Source organism: Paenibacillus glycanilyticus (assembly GCF_030161375.1).
Lineage (GTDB): Bacteria > Bacillota > Bacilli > Paenibacillales > Paenibacillaceae > Pristimantibacillus > Pristimantibacillus glycanilyticus_B.
The window spans coordinates 1-15,929 of record NZ_BSSQ01000008.1; the positions used below are offsets into that span (position 1 = coordinate 1).

General features: G+C 49.7%; 15 protein-coding genes and 1 pseudogene. 6 read left to right on the forward strand and 10 right to left on the reverse strand.

Going from position 1 to position 15,929, the window contains the following annotated elements:
* From QQK89_RS09475 to QQK89_RS09485, 3 genes and pseudogenes are all read right to left on the reverse strand, one after another.
* Positions 1–545 (reverse strand): annotated as a pseudogene (locus tag QQK89_RS09475) (biotin-dependent carboxyltransferase family protein); the annotation flags it as partial.
* A complete protein-coding gene (pxpB, locus tag QQK89_RS09480) occupies positions 542–1,258 on the reverse strand; it encodes a 5-oxoprolinase subunit PxpB (RefSeq protein WP_284238301.1) in 717 nt (238 codons plus the stop codon). The gene pxpB and the pseudogene QQK89_RS09475, both read right to left, overlap by 4 nt.
* Positions 1,259–1,381: 123 nt before the next feature.
* Positions 1,382–2,671 (reverse strand): VWA domain-containing protein, encoded by a 1,290-nt coding sequence (locus QQK89_RS09485; RefSeq protein ID WP_284238302.1) that lies wholly within the window; start codon positions 2,669–2,671, stop codon positions 1,382–1,384.
* Positions 2,672–2,813: 142 nt separating this feature from the next.
* Between QQK89_RS09485 and QQK89_RS09490 the strand changes: the two genes are divergently transcribed.
* Together QQK89_RS09490 and QQK89_RS09495 are read left to right on the forward strand one after the other, a co-directional pair.
* Positions 2,814–3,116 carry a hypothetical protein gene (locus QQK89_RS09490; protein ID WP_284238303.1) on the forward strand — a complete coding sequence of 101 codons (303 nt, stop codon included), beginning with the start codon at positions 2,814–2,816 and terminating at the stop codon, positions 3,114–3,116.
* Between the two features lie 41 nt (positions 3,117–3,157).
* Complete coding sequence (locus tag QQK89_RS09495; RefSeq protein ID WP_284238506.1) at positions 3,158–3,580, forward strand: GNAT family N-acetyltransferase; 423 nt, start codon at positions 3,158–3,160, stop codon at positions 3,578–3,580.
* Between the two features lie 816 nt (positions 3,581–4,396).
* Here the strand turns inward: QQK89_RS09495 and QQK89_RS09500 are convergent.
* The 3 genes from QQK89_RS09500 to QQK89_RS09510 form a co-directional block, all read right to left on the reverse strand.
* Positions 4,397–5,359 (reverse strand): aldolase catalytic domain-containing protein, encoded by a 963-nt coding sequence (locus QQK89_RS09500; RefSeq protein ID WP_284238304.1) that lies wholly within the window; start codon positions 5,357–5,359, stop codon positions 4,397–4,399.
* 94 nt (positions 5,360–5,453) lie between these two features.
* Positions 5,454–6,446: a hypothetical protein gene (locus QQK89_RS09505; protein ID WP_284238305.1), complete on the reverse strand. Its 993-nt coding sequence runs from the start codon at positions 6,444–6,446 to the stop codon at positions 5,454–5,456.
* Positions 6,447–6,614: 168 nt separating this feature from the next.
* Complete coding sequence (locus QQK89_RS09510) at positions 6,615–7,355, reverse strand: GTP cyclohydrolase II (protein WP_284238306.1); 741 nt, start codon at positions 7,353–7,355, stop codon at positions 6,615–6,617.
* Between the two features lie 289 nt (positions 7,356–7,644).
* Here QQK89_RS09510 and QQK89_RS09515 point away from each other — a divergent pair, with 289 nt between their 5' ends.
* Together QQK89_RS09515 and QQK89_RS09520 are read left to right on the forward strand one after the other, a co-directional pair.
* Complete coding sequence (locus tag QQK89_RS09515) at positions 7,645–7,980, forward strand: winged helix-turn-helix transcriptional regulator (RefSeq protein WP_284238307.1); 336 nt, start codon at positions 7,645–7,647, stop codon at positions 7,978–7,980.
* A gap of 315 nt (positions 7,981–8,295) precedes the next feature.
* A complete protein-coding gene (locus QQK89_RS09520; protein WP_284238308.1) occupies positions 8,296–9,657 on the forward strand; it encodes an arsenic transporter in 1,362 nt (453 codons plus the stop codon).
* Between the two features lie 72 nt (positions 9,658–9,729).
* On the opposite strand, the gene QQK89_RS09525 is transcribed toward QQK89_RS09520, so the two are convergent.
* The 3 genes from QQK89_RS09525 to QQK89_RS09535 are packed head-to-tail and all read right to left on the reverse strand — an operon-like array spanning position 9,730 to position 12,499.
* Positions 9,730–10,491 (reverse strand): ABC transporter permease, encoded by a 762-nt coding sequence (locus QQK89_RS09525; protein WP_284238309.1) that lies wholly within the window; start codon positions 10,489–10,491, stop codon positions 9,730–9,732.
* Positions 10,484–11,233: an ABC transporter ATP-binding protein gene (locus QQK89_RS09530; protein WP_284238310.1), complete on the reverse strand. Its 750-nt coding sequence runs from the start codon at positions 11,231–11,233 to the stop codon at positions 10,484–10,486. Before QQK89_RS09530 ends, QQK89_RS09525 begins: the two co-directional genes overlap by 8 nt.
* 30 nt (positions 11,234–11,263) lie before the next feature.
* Complete coding sequence (locus QQK89_RS09535) at positions 11,264–12,499, reverse strand: DUF445 domain-containing protein (protein ID WP_284238311.1); 1,236 nt, start codon at positions 12,497–12,499, stop codon at positions 11,264–11,266.
* An 86-nt stretch (positions 12,500–12,585) separates the two neighbouring features.
* Here QQK89_RS09535 and QQK89_RS09540 point away from each other — a divergent pair, with 86 nt between their 5' ends.
* A complete protein-coding gene (locus tag QQK89_RS09540; protein WP_284238312.1) occupies positions 12,586–13,950 on the forward strand; it encodes a TrkH family potassium uptake protein in 1,365 nt (454 codons plus the stop codon).
* Positions 13,951–14,300: 350 nt separating this feature from the next.
* Positions 14,301–15,527 (forward strand): aspartate aminotransferase family protein, encoded by a 1,227-nt coding sequence (locus tag QQK89_RS09545; RefSeq protein ID WP_284238313.1) that lies wholly within the window; start codon positions 14,301–14,303, stop codon positions 15,525–15,527.
* Here QQK89_RS09545 and QQK89_RS09550 read toward each other — a convergent pair.
* Complete coding sequence (locus tag QQK89_RS09550; protein ID WP_284238314.1) at positions 15,524–15,919, reverse strand: acyl-CoA thioesterase; 396 nt, start codon at positions 15,917–15,919, stop codon at positions 15,524–15,526. The genes QQK89_RS09545 and QQK89_RS09550 overlap by 4 nt on opposite strands.
* Positions 15,920–15,929 lie beyond the last annotated feature (10 nt).

Genomic DNA, 15,929 nt, shown 5'->3' on the forward strand with positions numbered 1-15,929 from the left:
CACCGGGACGGGGCAGCCGAGCCCTGCCCTGCGCCGCAGGGCAGGGCGTCGCCGGCGGCAAGGCGCCGCCCGGCAACCCCGCCCAGCGCGGCGCGCACATCCGTGCTGCGGCTGCCGAGTTCGCTCGGCACGCCGAAACCTCCGGCTGCCGCCAAGTAAGCGCGGCAGCCGCTAACCGCACGGCCAAACCGGATCACCGCGCCGCGCGGAACCCAAACCGGCCGCCACATCGGCAGCTCTTCGCCATCGATCGTGGGCTCCAAATAAGCGCCGCATACCGCGATGAGAAGATCAGCTTCAACCGCGAGCTCAGGACCAACAAGCGTGATCTCAAGTCCGGCTTCCCCCTGCTCATTGCCAACTAGCAGATTGGCGAGCCGCAGCGCGTAACGGTCCATCGCGCCTCCCGTCGTAATCCCGGACGACCGGTAACCCGCTCTGCCCAAATCCTGAATCGTTGTTAACAGACCCGCTTTAATCACTTTTAAGCCATGTACCGCGTTGTTCGCCATCGAGGCTCCCCCTTTAACCATCCGTTCCGTCATAAGAGACCTTCACCTCCGCCAATCGGAATAAATCTAACGCGGTCGCCGGCCCGGAGCAGCACGGGCTCGCTTCGCTCCTTGTCAAACAACACGGCTGGCGAATACCCGATAATCTGCCAGCCTCCGGGTGTCGCAATAGGGTAAATCCCGGTCTGCTTCCCGGCAATCCCAACGGATCCCGCGGGCACGACGGCCCGGGGAGCCGATTTGCGAGGTTGCTCCAGCACCTCCGGCAGTCCGCTTAAATAAGGAAACCCCGGCATGAACCCAATCATCGCCACCGTGTATTCCACGCTGGAATGCTCCTTGATGAATTGCTCTACGGATAGACCCGAACGTGTTGCTGCTTCCTCCAAATCCGGTCCGTACGACCCGCCGTAATAAACGGGAAGCTCAAACCTGCGTGCCGCTGCCGCCCGTTTCCCTACCGCACTTCTATTCTCGATATGTATTCTGAGCTTACGTTCTGCCAGTTCATAAGGAAGCAGACGGTCAGCTTCCTTTCCATTTTCGATCTCCCGCCACAGGAATGCCGGTTCATACAGGACCGTTACCGTTTCATAAGCCGGCACAACATCCACGATCCACGCCTCGGCTACCTGCTGAAGCGTCCATGCAAGATCGGCCATCAGCCTCCACCCATCGGCGCCTTCCACATCATCCTGGCGAATAACAAGCGCCCTGTCGCCAAGCGGCGTTACTTGAACACCCATTCGATCCGCACCTTTAGCATCCGCTGTTTTTCCTTATTGTAGAATACATTCACCACCGCCTGCCACATCAAAAAGAGGCTGCCAAGCCAGGCAGCCCCTACCTCCTGCAACATTGCGCCCTACCTATTGCACATAACGGTTAATGACTTCAACCAGCAAATCATTAAGTAGCTTCGTTTCGTATTCGCCTGCCGCTGGCTCCAGATGATCACTGCCAATCCCGCTGTCGTCGGTCAAGAACAGATACGTTCCTCCGGTGGCTACGGCTGCAAAACGAAGCAGGTATTCGGTATCCACGTCAATACCGCTGGAGGCAACCGGAATAATGCGTATGCCTGCCTTCGCGGCTTCGGCAATTACGCTATGCATCTCTTGCAAAATTTGCGGCTCCTGATGTGGAGGAGCGTCCAGCACGAGGAACATCAGTCTTGCCCGCGCATGTTCACTCCATTTATGATTACTGACCGCATCCCTAAGCGCCTGCTCGACCGCCTCCGGATAATCGCCGCCGCCTTGCGCTTTTTGCATCGCAATGAGCTGAACCGCCTGATCGATATTAGTTGTAAAAGGATTCGACTTCACGACATAGTCATCATGAACATCCCGGTAAAAATTCGTGCTTACTTGGATATCCAACTGATTCGCATGCTGATCGCCTACCCGCTCGATCACATCCTTCAGCTCTGCTTCCAAATAATCCATCTCGTCTTGCATCGAGCCCGTTGTATCCATGACGAACATCACATCAACCTGATTGGAATCTTCGATCTCGTCGTCGAGATCAACCTTTAATACGCCTTGTCCCGGCACTTCAATCTGAGATACCCGTTTTTTCTGCTGATCGGCCATCACTTCAACGGTATACCGCGTTTGGCGATTAGACTGCTGATCTTCAGTAAATAAACCGGTAAATAAATATGCTCTTCCTTCCGCATTGGTCCGGCCTTCCCACACCGTCTCCTGCTCGCCAATCAGCTTGACTGCGGCATCGGACACCGCCTTGCCATCCGAGGTCACGACAACTTCCAAACGGTTGAACAACTGAAACCCCCATGTATTCGAGCTTTGGCTGCCTTCATAGCTGTTCAACAGATTATTAAACTTCTCCCATGCGGCCAGATCATCCCATTCTCCGGCGGTAAGCTGACCCGCCTGAATTGGCGCATCCGTCCTCCCCTGGCGCCGCACCTCTTCCCGGACTGGAGCCTCCGGTTCTCTTGACCGATCGTCTTCGTTGCTCATTTTTTTGTCTGTCGTGGATTCTGCGCTGGATGCCGTGCCGCTATTCTTGCTTGCATCCTCGTTAGCCGCATTGTTGCCGGTTGAAGAAGAACATCCTCCCATGACCAGCACGGCAACAAACAACAAAATGATCATGGACGTCAGCTTGCTTCTCATTTGGTCTATTAGCATTTTCCACAACCCCCTTTATTTTCTAAATAGTCAGACGTTAAGGATTCTGGGATTGTTGCATTACCCGGCAATCAACATTACAATCAATAGCAGGCAACTCGGCGAACAAGCCGTTCTATGCCAGTCATGGAGGGCTGCAATCATGGAGACGATTCAATTAAAAGATATTGAGATTGTGTACCGGCAGCAGATGAAGGAGATTCCGTTCGATACAGCCGAGCTTGTACTGGTGTCGGATTACGGCTCAAGGTTATGGTACGTGGACGTAAACGGAGTGAAAGATCTGGAAATGCTACAGTGGTTTGGACAAAGCGAGGATATCCGGGTCGAGTTATATGCAACCGCCACGGATGGCCGAACGTTTAACGGTACGGCTTATTTGCACCCAAACGAGCCTCACCAGGCAGCTGCCATCCGAGGCGACGGAGAGCTGCGCCAAACGTAAAGCCCCTTATACATAGGAAGGAGAAGAATAACAACATGGCAATTACCTCAAGAAGAATTACCAATGAAGAAGATTTGAAAGCAGCTTTCGAGATCCGCAAAAAAGTATTTGTAGACGAGCAAGGCGTACCTGCGGAGAACGAATACGATGAATTTGACGAAACAGCAAACCATGTTCTTGTGCTATATAACGGAGAGCCTGCTGCAACGGGGCGTCTTAGAGAGGTTGATGGCGCTGCCAAGCTGCAACGCATCTGCGTCCTGGAATCCCATCGCAAATACGGCCTTGGCCGCGCGGTTGTCGAAGCGCTCGAATCCATTGCCCGCGAAGAAGGACTGCAGGTAGCCAAGCTGAACGGCCAGACTCACGCCGAACCGTTCTATGCGAAACTCGGTTACCATACCGTCTCCGATATCTTCTTGGAAGAGGGTATCCCCCACGTTACCATGAAAAAAACGCTATAACCAACAAAGGCTGTCCCATAAGTCATGAAAATGACTATGGGACAGCCTCTTTTATGCTTTGGCTATGTTAAACCTAAATGTTGATATTGGCGCTCACCAAAGTCCCGACGCCTGTTTAGTTACGTTGCACGAAATGCAGCATATTTAGGCGTATGAGTCCACTAACTAGAGATATCCTGCACAAAATGCAGGATATAAGTCAAAAAATGCCCAAAAGGGTTCCAATCCAACTCATATCCTGCATTCCGTGCAGGATAATTTGCTCTTTGGCCTAATTAAGGGAAATATACTGCACTACGTGCAACGTAGCCAAACTAACGTTTTTCTTAGGCTTTGCCCAATTGTGCTCAATGCTGTCCAAGTTGGATTTCATTATTGAGCTTGTACGTGCCCGAATAAGCGATCCACTTAGATGAAATCCACTGCAGCTAAATTACTGGTCTCTGGCGCACCATTACGTTTGACAAATTACAGCTTGCCCTCGCTCTTTGTCCTTGCCTTCGCTCTTGTGTTTGCCTTTGCTTTGCCTTTGCCTTTTACACACCAAGGTGCCAGAATCAGCTGGCACCACCAACCGCCCCCTAAATAGCAAATGAGGGGGCTCTGACCTTTAAGGTCAGCCTTGTCTTTATGGTTATGGTGCGAAGAGAGGTCATGTATCTCCTGGAGGAGCGTAGCGTCTGCCTTTGCCAATCTGAATACTCGTTAACGAGTAAATTCAATATTCAGATTGGCAACAGCAGCCGGAAGGAGATACATGACCGTCCTGAGCATGCCCTTACCATAAAAAAGGCTGCCTTAACGGCAGCCCTCATCTTATTTGCTATGCGCAACCTCAGGAGTCGTCAAACGATCGTAGAAGTCAACGCATTTGTCTTTGTCCTCGGAATCACGCAGCGCCATGGCCGAACGCGGATGCTCGTCCAACATGCCAGTGATCATGTAAGGAATGATGTAGCCCCATTCTTCCTTCTCGCGAAGCGGAATCATATATTTCTCGATCATGTCGAGAACCGGGCGTACATTGTATTTCGCGTTTTGAAGGTTGGCAACCAAGAGTTCCGTGTTACAGTTGCCCGCGGCGCGGCCCATGCCGTATACGGAAGCATCAAGGAGCTCAACGCCTTTCTCCGCAGCAATCAGCGTATTCGCGAATGCAAGCTGCATATTGTTATGCGTATGAATGCCCAGACGTTTGTTAGGCAGGTAATGTTGGAATTTCTCAATCAGGTAGCTGTAGTCATTCGGCTTCAGGCTGCCGTACGAGTCTACGATGTAGACAACGTCAACTACGCTTTCCTTGATCAGTTCAAACGCGTCAATCAGTTGATTCTCCATTACGTTGGAGAGCGCCATGATGTTAAGCGTTGTTTCATAACCGCGGTCATGGAACAGTTGAACCAGCTCAAGAGCCTTGTCCACGTCCTGGATGTAGCAGGCAACGCGGATCAGGTCAAGAAGGCTTTCGCTGCGCGGCAAAATGTCATTCTCGTCTACACGCCCGATATCGACAAGGGCGGACAGCTTCGTGTTGCCTTTGTTTGGAATGACTTGCTTCAGGAAGTTGTCATCCAGGAAGCGCCAAGGGCCAGCCGATTCAGCGCCTTTCAGCAGCTTAGGGGAGTTTTTGTAGCCGATTTCCATATAATCTACGCCGGCTTCGTTCAATGTTTTATAGAGATGTTGAACGAATTCAACGCTGAAGTCCCAGTTGTTCACAAGTCCGCCGTCGCGAACCGTACAGTCTACAATTTTACAATGGCTAGTTTTCGTGTTCATGTCCTTCTCCTTCTCGGTTCGATATGTTACATCCAATCATACTTGAAATAGATGCGGAACGCAAAATAATTTTGTCGATTTTTGGATGCTCTCCTTACTCGCCCGTGAACAGCGTTACGGCCTCGCGCCGGTAGTTTTTCTGGAATTGGTCTACCTCTTGCAGCAGTTTTGTTCCGCCGGGTCCCCGGAGCAGCCCAACATCATCAGTCTTGTCCAGGATCGCCAGGAAATGCTTTGCCATTATGCCCGTTATCGTATTCGGGCTTTGACTATAGGTTTTTAAGTAGCTGGATTTCACTTCCGGTACAATCTTTAGCGTCTTCATATCAAATATCGGACTATTCGCCAGACCGTTGATGAACATGCGCAAATAATTGTCCAAAAAAAGATTTTTCACTTCCGTATAATCAGGCGAATCCGGATATTCCTTAAGAAAAGCTTCCGTCATGATCGCCCGGCTAGCCAATTCGTCCCATGTGATGACAAGTCCGGCATCTCTTGCCGCCGGTTCTTCCGATTCAGCTGCCTTTAGAGCTATGTAACTGTTCAGCGGTCTCGACAAATACGAGCTGTATTTATGCTGCATGCTGTAATCCACGATGGGATAGATGGTGCCTTCTACCCATACAAGCTTGTAGCCGCCGGACAATTTGGTCACGACAAGCTGTCTGACCGCATTATCGGGAATGGATCCCGCATTAGCTGAAGTTATCGGCCAGTCCATATCCGTCAGCACGTTTTGTACATCCGCGCTCATAAAAGCTTTCTGGGCGATTTGCACATCCTTGTTATAAAAGTCATAAAGCTCCCTGACCATCCGATCTGCGTTATTCTGTCCCGCTTTGTTCAAGTTCTCGTTCAGGAAGGATACAATGTCGGAGGCTTCCTTGGCCGTATGGACTACCGTATTGAACTTATTAATAAGATCATCCTGATCCTGCTTAACCGCATCAGCTGCCGGTTCCACTTTCGCAAGTTCCTTCTTAGCAGCCTGGCTATCAGATTCTGCTTTGCCGCATCCCATCAATCCGATGGCGATGCTTACCGTCAGCAATATATATAAGGATTGTTTTAGACGAGAATTCATATGCACCCAACCTTCCGTTCCATATAGTGTATGCCAGATTGAGCATATCCATTAGACGACGGGACATATCGATTGGTTTCGGTCCAAAAGCAAAAAAAAAAACAGGCCGGTAGCAAACGGCCCCAAATCATTAGCTAAATGGGAGGCGCCGTTTGATCGGCCTGTTCCTTATTTGACTGCTAGTTCCCGCTCGAAATGGCCGGAACGGACGACTTTGGTCGATAAATATTTCTCGTTATGAACGGAAGCTTCGCCCCATAACGGCACGCGGGCAACAATGTTCATCCCCGCTCCGCGCAACGCTTCTACTTTGCGAGGGTTGTTTGTAATAATGGATACCGGAGCCTGGCGAAGCAACTTGAGAACGTCAATGGCTTCGCTATAATCGCGGGCATCCTCTTCAAAACCAAGCTCTAGGTTTGCATCCACCGTATCAAGGCCTTCTTCTTGCAACAAGTACGCCATTGCTTTGCTGAACAAACCGATACCGCGGCCTTCATGATTCGCCAAATAGAACAATGCGCCTGCTCCGTTTGCCATAATCATTCGCATGGATTGCTTCAGCTGGAAGCCGCAATCGCAGCGTTGGCTGCCGAAGATATCGCCGGTATGGCAGATGCTGTGCATGCGGATCAGCACTTCTTCCTCATGCTCGAAGTCCCCATAGACTAACACGCTGGATTGTTGGAAATCCGCATAATGAACGCGGTTAAGTTCCTCGATCAGCTCTTCCACCGATTCAGCCTTCGCCTTGTCGCGGCGCAGCCAGCTGTACCACTGGAATGTGACGGTCTCGCCGTCCAATTCAACTGGCAGCTTGACAGGACCAACAACATGGATCGCATGATCACCGTTGTCGATCGTTTTTATTTTATTTTTTAATATCGATAAGATATGTTGATTACTCATTTACCGCACCTTCTTTTAGCTGAATAATAAACCACGAATAATTGACCAAATTCTTGCAGTGAATACCAGTATATTGAGAATGAAGCAAGAGCGCAACAGGCAGCTGGTCCCTCCGCCATTCGCCCAGACGGGAAAAAGCGGAGAAAAATCGGCTAACCTTCGTTACTATTAGTAACTAATTATAAATTCATAAACAAGTGACGTCAAGTTACAAGCACTACAAAAGTTTGCTTGTATTCATTTGATATTGTGTCTATAATGGAGTGGAAATCAATCTGAGGTGATCGTTATGGAGCAATCTGACCTTTGTCCGCGCCTGCAGAAAGGGATGGATCTCATTGGAAAACGTTGGATCGGCTTGATTATATATCAGCTGTTAGCCGGACCGCAGCGTTTCTGCGCCGTTCAAGCCGCGCTTCCGATTAGCGGCAGGCTGTTATCCGAACGTTTCAAAGATTTGGAGAATGAAGGGATCGTCACTCGCGTGGTTTATCCGGAAATTCCAGTTCGCATCGAATATTCCTTAACGGAAAAAGGGCGCGCATTAGAGCCCGTGGTGAGGGAAATTCAAAGATGGTCGCAGGATTGGATCCAGATAGAGCAGGCTGTTGTCTCTTCCGAATAATACAATACTTGTCAAGAAAGCTTGTCTTTCCATTCCGGAAAGGACAGGCTTTTTTTTATTTGTTGGGCTACGAGATCTTCCCTATTATAGAACAAACGTTCGCAAATTACAAATGAATAACAAAACTTTAATATAGGCTAATGAAATCTATGAATAGCGGAATTCTCGATTAATAGAATCATCTGACTAGTACGTCCCGACAATAAGGCTCATATGAATATAGCATCAATATCTACTAGTGATAGTTGTGGTAGAGAATCATGATGGAAGGAGGACGAAACCGCATAACATTCAGATTGAAATGAGGTGATGACAATGATAAATTCCGCTGCGGTTTCAATCACGTTAATTTCATTCGCTTTTACTTTGCTGCTGATCCTCTGGAGACCAAGAGGCCTTAATGAGGCTATCCCTGCGACGGTTGGAGCGGCCATCGTTTTTTTATGCGGAGCGGTATCCTTCCCGGATCTCGTTCAAATCGCTACGACGGTTAGCGGAGCTGCAATAACGATAATGGCAACGATCGTTATGGCCATCGTGCTTGAAAGCTTTGGCTTCTTTATTTGGGTCGCCGAAGGACTAGCTATACGGGCACGTGGCTCTGGGGTACGGTTGTTCTGGTATGTCAATCTCCTATGTTTTCTCATGACTATGTTCTTTAATAATGATGGAAGCATCCTAATAACTACGCCAATTCTCTTAATCCTGCTGCAGCATCTTGGACTGAAAAACCGCCAGAAACTCCCGTATTTATTATCGGGAGCCTTGGTCGCTACCGCATCCAGCGCCCCGATCGGGGTAAGCAATATCGTTAACCTGATCGCCCTTAAGATCGTCCATATGGATTTGTACACGAGCACCATGATGATGTTTGTGCCGGCAACCCTTGGCCTACTGTTCCTGGTTACTTTGATGTTTCTTTACTTTTACCGCGAGCTGCCAAAAAAAATACCGCTAACCTTCACCATTCCGCGTCATCCCGTGACAAGCCATCCTTTGCGCCATTCTTCCGATGAACACTCGAACCGCAAATATAGCAACCGTTTTATGACCAACATTTTATTGTTTGTGTTCATCGTGCGGTTAAGCTTATTTGCAGGATCTTATTTCCATATCCCGATTGAATGGATTGCCGTCGCCGGATCTTTGATATTGCTGGCTTGGCGCTGGATTTACTTGAAGATGCCGCCCAAGGACGTCATCCGCAAAATCCCATGGCACATTCTCGTTTTTGCTTTTGGCATGTACGTCATCATCTACGGTCTTAACAACATCGGATTGACCAACCTGCTTATTGACGTCTTCCAACCTCTGGTATCCGGTGACCACTTGAATGCCAGCTTGTTAATGGGCGGCCTGATCTCGATTTTGTCGACGCTTTTTAACAACCACCCGGCTCTAATGGTCGGAACCTTGACTTTAACCCATATGGACCTGGATCCGTTGACGCTCAAAATCGCCTATCTTGCAAGTGTTGTCGGAAGCGATATCGGCTCGCTGCTCCTTCCGATCGGTACGTTAGCATCCCTCTTATGGCTGCATATTCTTAAGCAGTACAAAGTAAAGCTTAGTTGGAAAGACTATATGAAACTTACGTTTGTCGTTATTCCGCCCACGGTTATTTTCACCTTGGTTTGTTTGGCGTTCTGGGTGTCCTGGCTATATCCCTCCCATTGATAAACCGGGTATTCGCATTCTGCTCTATTCAAGAATGCGAATACCTCTTCATTAATAGAAAGCAATTGCCTATCAATCGGAAGCTTGCAATGGCAGCAGCCGGGCATCCTTCGTAAACCATAACTTATAGCTGATCAAACTAAGCACCATAGCGGTCATGGCTGCGGATGAAGCGAGCACAAACATGATGAGAATCTGATAGCGGACGGCTTCGACCGGATCCGCTCCCGCAACGATCATCCCCGTCATCATGCCGGGAAGCTGCACCAATCCCACCGTCTTCATGCCGTCTATCGTCGGAATCATGCTTGCCCTTACGGAGCGGCGCAACGGGTCATGAATGGCTTGCTTTTCCGTAGCTCCTAACGCAAGCAGCATTTCCATTTCGCCTCTGGCCGTTTCCATCTCGCGTTTCATGTGATTTAACAGCAACCCGCATACGATCATCGAGCTGCCGATAATGATGCCGCTGACCGGAATAATATATTGCGGAGTCGGGTTTATAATGCCTAGGCCAAGCAGTATAGCCATCGTTAATCCTTCCGTACAGGCAAGGGTAAGGGCAATCCGGCTGCGGATGCCCCGGACGTGTTTGGCTTTGGCTCCCGCGTTCCAAGCCGCAACGAGGATCATGCAAAGGATAATGGTCACGATAAATGCCGGATGGCTTGTCTCAAATACGAAATGAAGGACATAACCGATAAACAGCAGCTGCACGGCCGCCCGCAAGGTGCCGATTAGGATTTCTTTTTCCAGGCCAAGCTTTTGACGCATGGAGATGACAGCGGCGACGGCAACAAAACATAAGGTGCAGATCAAAGCTAAATTACTCATCGCTCTTTGCCCCCTCCTTCAGCCCCTGAATAAACCGTCTGGCTTGTTCGGTTGCCGGCTTCGCAAAAAAAGCTCCTGTCTCCGCTTGCTCAAGCAAACCTCCATCAGCCATGAACCAGATTTGATTGCTAATTATACGGGCCTGTTCCAGATCATGCGTAATCCAGACGTATGCCCGGGCGGAAGGATCGCTTTGGCCCGTTACCCATTCCAGAAGCAGGCTCTCTACCGCTTGTTTGCTGCCGGGGTCAAGGGAGGACGTAATCTCGTCAAGCAGCAGAATGTCCGGTTGAAGCAGAAGCGAGCGGACAAGAGCAAGCCGCTGTTGTTCGCCGCCGGACAGATCCCCGGCTTGTTTATTCCAATCCGTCTGCCCCAGACCAACCGCCGCCATATATTTTCTCGCCAATTCCTCGTCGAATGGAAGGTTATGCAGCTGACTGACCGTGCGAAGATTAAACCCAACCGTGCCGCTGCGCATGATCGGCTTCTGAGCGACATAAGAGACCTTCCTGCGCCAGCTATGCGGCTTCCACTCCGTGCTTGAGCGGTCCTCCAACGCAATGGTTCCTTCCTCAAACGACTCTAACAGCGAAAGAATTCGAAGCAGCGTGCTTTTGCCGGTCCCCGAGCCTCCAATCAGCGCAATTCTGTCTGCCGGCTGAAGCTTCGCCGTAACTCCCCTGAACAATAAAGCGTTTGGATCGTCAAATTTTGATTTAGTAAGGTTGTTAATGTGCAATACGAGTACTCCTTCTCCAGCGGACATGTTCTAGAAGAAAAATAGAATCACGCCTACAATAAAGCCGCATACCGCGCCATTTACGCGGATCCACTGCAGGTCCTTGCCAATCTTTTGCTCCAGCATTTGAACAAGCGCCTGATCGTCCATTTGGTTGACGTTATCGCGGACAAGCATGCCGATCCGGTAATGGTTCTTTTCAATCCAATCAACCATATAGGACAAGATAGACTGCTCCCACCGGTGAACGAGCTCTTCTCTGCTCTTCGCCTGCTCGATTAAGAAGCGGAAACCTCTAACAAGGATGCGCCCTCCGCTTAATGCTTCCTCTTCGAGCTTGTCGAGCAGCAATTGGCGCAGTTCTTCCAGACGAAGATGAATAAACCGCTCTACCCCGACGCTCTCTACGCCCGATTGCAAGCCGGCTTTCAGCCTGCCCATCAACTCCTCATTCGCAGACAACGCCAACGCATGCCTTCTAAGCTCTTCCAGCAGCTTCTGCCGGTGAGGGTTGCCAGGCGTATGAAGTTCCTTGATGCTGGAGAGGAGCATGCCTTGAATGATTGGACCAAGCTTCTCCGGGCTCATAAATCCAACAAACGCCTGGACCGCAAAGCCCATAAAACCGCCAACTTGCAGCTCTTCCATCTTGCTATGCGCCAATCTGCCGAAGAATTGCTCGGTCTCCCGTTTCTTCACCCATTCTCTACCTTGCTCGAGCACAAAATCCAGCGCTTTCTCATCCCAGCCTTCGTGGGCGAACTTATCCGTCAGCTTATCTACGATGGGCACGATATCTTGCTTGCGGACATAACCTGCGGCAAGCTCTTGAATTTTGACGCTAAGTTTCTCGAGCGGAATCTGCTCGAGTGAAGACTGGGCGAAACGGAGTACGCTTACCCGAAGTTTGCGTTTGCCGATCAGCCCCGTTGCTGCTGATGCAATTCCTTTGAACAACTTCAGCTCCTTCAGCTTTTTACTGATGCTCTCCTTGTTCAAAAGCTCGTTTTCCATCGCCGAAATAAGCGAATTTACGATTTTATCCCTATTCTTAAGAAGCAAAGAGGTGTGCGGGATCGGAATCCCAAACGGATGGCGGAATAAAGCCGTAACCGCAAACCAGTCGGCAATCCCGCCGACGAGGCCCGCCTCAAAGCCGCTCTCGAGCAGCCTGATCCACCAATTGTCCGGCAGCCACCATCTCGTGACAATAAAACCGATCAACATAATGGCTAGCGATAAACTCGCGATATATCTGGATTTCATGATGTTATGTCCTCCTGTACCGTTGCATTTATACTAATTATACCAGATAATTTGAAGAACTTAGAATTCGGCTGTTACCAGCCATCATGAAAGGTGATAGGTTAGGCTTGAAAAAATATTTTTTGTCGCCAATTAGTCCTCCTCAAATTTTAACGGCAGGTTTTATCGTCATTATTCTTATTGGTTCTATCTTGTTATCATTGCCATACGCAACGGAAGACGGGATCCGTACACCGTTTATAGACGCCTTCTTTACGGCCACTACGGCGGCATGCGTAACGGGACTTGTTGTCGTGGACACAGGAACGCATTATTCCGTCTTCGGGGAAACCGTTATATTGATGCTCATGCAGGTAGGCGGCCTAGGCTTCATGACGATGGCAACCTTATTTGCGCTAGCCTTCAGAAAAAAGATATCGCTCCGCGAACGGCTTTGGCTGCAGGAGTCCATGAGCCATACTTCACTCGAAGGCATTGTCCGTTTTATCCGGCGAGTGCTCATCTATGCGTTTACGATTGAACTGGCGGGCGCGCTTCTTCTTGCCATCCGGTGGTCCGCCGTTATGCCTTTTGACCAAGCCCTCTATTACGGTGTCTTTCATAGCGTCTCGTTGTTTACGAATGCCGGCCTTGATATTATGGGCCCGTTGCACGGACCCTTTAACAGCTTTACCAATCATGTGGAGGATCCTGTCATTAACATCGTGCTGATGCTGCTTATTTTTCTTGGAGGCATCGGCTTTATCGTATTGGCTGAAATCATTGATTTCCCAAAAATCCGCAAGCTGTCGCTTCATTCCAAAGTCGTGCTCAGCACTTCCGGGCTTCTGTTTCTTGGCGGTGCGGTTCTCTTATTTATTTTTGAATTCACAAACACGCTTGAACCGCTAAGCTTGCCTGGCAAGCTGTACAGCTCTTTGTTCCAATCGATCTCGCCCCGTTCGGGCGGGGCCAATACGCTGAATATTGCCGAAATGCGCAATGCCAGCCAATTTTTGCTCATTATACTGATGTTTATCGGGGCTTCCCCCGGCTCCGCGGGAGGCGGCATCAAAGTAACGACGTTTGCCATTCTGATCGGAGCCGTTATCGCCATGATCCGCGGCAAAGAGGACGTCGTTTTCTTCAAACGCCGGTTAGCGAAGGACCGCGTCCATAAAGCGTTAACGATTACGGCCGTTTCAATTGCTACCATCGTCTTGTTTACGATGATTTTGTCCGCTACGGAAAAGACTGATTTCTTAACCGTGATGTTCGAGGTGACATCAGCTTTCGGGACCACAGGCTTGTCCATGGGACTAACCCCCAATCTGTCCGATTTCGGGAAGCTTATGATCATACTCGTCATGTTTATCGGAAGGATGGGACCACTTACGCTGGCCTATACTTTAGTCCCCCATCAGTCCAAAGAGCTATATCGGTATCCGGAAGGCAAAATTACAATCGGATAACGCGATGGGAAAGCCATTGCAAGTCCATTGGCAAGGGCAGTTGATCCATGGTATATACTTTGTACAAAAGAAGCCTCTCTTTACTTAAATTGGTTGGGTGGTATATTAATTCAAGAAATCCCTGAGCAATGGCGATCGGAAGAACATTTAATGCGCAGACTGCTGTTTAGCCCAAAGTAAAACAAAGGGGTGTCTCATCGTCATTCACATGACTTATGGGACAGCCCCTTTTTTCATGCTTGCTTTTAGGAAAAATATTCTTTTTGAAAACAACCGTTCAGAGTATTGTATTAATATTCACTATACTGTATATTAATTCACATCATGTTAGAGACGGAGGTTTGAACATCATGCAATCGTTAAATAAAACAACCGACAGCTTGCTCGCATCCGCCAAGCAATCGCTGCTATATACGGCTAATCGTCCCGATATCGTAATGAATCGCGGGGAGGGCATGTACCTGTGGGATACGGAAGGCAATCGTTATCTTGACTATGTTGGCGGCTGGGCAGTGACCAGTCTCGGGCATTCCCCGGCAGCCCTGCGGGATGCTTTGGCTGAACAAAGCAGCCAGCTGGTGCATGCAAGCCCGGGGTTTTATAACAAACCGATGATTGAATTCGCGAACCTCCTAACGGAAATTTCGGGCTTTGATAAAGTATTCTTCGCTAACAGCGGCGCCGAAGCGAACGAAAGCGCGATTAAGCTCGCCCGCAAGCATGGCGCGCTCCACCGGGACGGCGCCTATGAGATCATAACGATGACGAACAGCTTCCACGGCAGAACGCTTGCGACGATGTCCGCCACGGGCAAAGAAGCGTTCAAGCCTTTGTTTGAACCTAAAATCCCCGGCTTCAAGCATGTTCCGATCAATGATCTGGATGCCTGCTTTGCGGCGATTAGCGACCGTACTTGCGCGATCATGCTGGAGCTTGTTCAAGGCGAGGGAGGCGTACACGCGGTCGAAGCTCCTTACTTGCAGGCTTTGCGCAAGGCTTGCGACGTGTACAACATTATGCTGATTTTTGACGAGGTGCAGACCGGACTCGGAAGAACGGGCAAATTGTTTGCTTACGAACATTACGGGGTTAAACCTGACGTCATGACGCTGGCGAAAGGAATTGCTGGCGGCTATCCGGTCTCGGCCATGCTGGCAACAGAGAAGTTTGATCTGTTTGCGCCAGGCGACCAAGGCGGCACTTATGGAGCTGCGCCGCTTGGCATGGCGGCCGGTTATGCCGTTGTCAGCGAAATCATCAATAAGAGACTTGCTGACAATGCGGCTAATCAAGGCGCCTTGATTCAGGAGAAGCTTACGGGTTTGTTCGAGGATTATGCCGTTAGTCATGTTCGCGGCAAAGGCCTTCTTCTCGGCTTTAACGTACCTGAAGGTACAGCTCCGGTGCTGGCCGCCGAATGCTTGCGGAATGGTCTGCTCATTAACGCGCCTAACGCCTCTACCATCCGGTTAATGCCGCCACTGATCGTAACGGCTGATGACGTGGAGGAGATGATTACGATTTTGACGGCGGGATTGGAAGCTGTAGGTTTAACAAACGAGGCGGTTTGTTCTTAAGACGAAAAAAACTTCCTAAGATCGGCCGGAGCCTCGCGGCTTTTGCGGGTTGAACGGTCCATCGTTACGCTTGTTACGAATGCGTCCGCGCGAACCTCGCCGTTCTCGTCCCTGATTTCCTGTTTCAAAACATAACTAGAACGACCGATTTGCTCAGGCTCGCAGGTGACAATTAATTTGTCGCCTTGCTTGCATTCCCTTTTATAATTCACGTTAATGTTTACCGTCACCGTCTGAATGTCCATGTCTCCGAACGTTTCATAAGAGAGCCCGCATTGTTCGTACCATTCTTCGCGTCCCCATTCGAAATACTCCAAGTATTTGGCGTTGTTAACATGGCCGTTAACATCAATTTCCGTCGAGCGGACAACGATAGGCAATGATGTTCTCATTCTCTTTGAT

Coding starts and splice junctions, on each gene's coding strand:
- pxpB (WP_284238301.1), bottom strand. CDS start 1,258: ATGGGTGTTCAAGTAACGCCGCTTGGCGACAGGGCGCTTGTTATTCGC.
- QQK89_RS09485 (WP_284238302.1), bottom strand. CDS start 2,671: ATGCTAATAGACCAAATGAGAAGCAAGCTGACGTCCATGATCATTTTG.
- QQK89_RS09490 (WP_284238303.1), top strand. CDS start 2,814: ATGGAGACGATTCAATTAAAAGATATTGAGATTGTGTACCGGCAGCAG.
- QQK89_RS09500 (WP_284238304.1), bottom strand. CDS start 5,359: ATGAACACGAAAACTAGCCATTGTAAAATTGTAGACTGTACGGTTCGC.
- QQK89_RS09505 (WP_284238305.1), bottom strand. CDS start 6,446: ATGAATTCTCGTCTAAAACAATCCTTATATATATTGCTGACGGTAAGC.
- QQK89_RS09510 (WP_284238306.1), bottom strand. CDS start 7,355: ATGAGTAATCAACATATCTTATCGATATTAAAAAATAAAATAAAAACG.
- QQK89_RS09515 (WP_284238307.1), top strand. CDS start 7,645: ATGGAGCAATCTGACCTTTGTCCGCGCCTGCAGAAAGGGATGGATCTC.
- QQK89_RS09520 (WP_284238308.1), top strand. CDS start 8,296: ATGATAAATTCCGCTGCGGTTTCAATCACGTTAATTTCATTCGCTTTT.
- QQK89_RS09525 (WP_284238309.1), bottom strand. CDS start 10,491: ATGAGTAATTTAGCTTTGATCTGCACCTTATGTTTTGTTGCCGTCGCC.
- QQK89_RS09535 (WP_284238311.1), bottom strand. CDS start 12,499: ATGAAATCCAGATATATCGCGAGTTTATCGCTAGCCATTATGTTGATC.
- QQK89_RS09540 (WP_284238312.1), top strand. CDS start 12,586: ATGAAAGGTGATAGGTTAGGCTTGAAAAAATATTTTTTGTCGCCAATT.
- QQK89_RS09545 (WP_284238313.1), top strand. CDS start 14,301: ATGCAATCGTTAAATAAAACAACCGACAGCTTGCTCGCATCCGCCAAG.
- QQK89_RS09550 (WP_284238314.1), bottom strand. CDS start 15,919: ATGAGAACATCATTGCCTATCGTTGTCCGCTCGACGGAAATTGATGTT.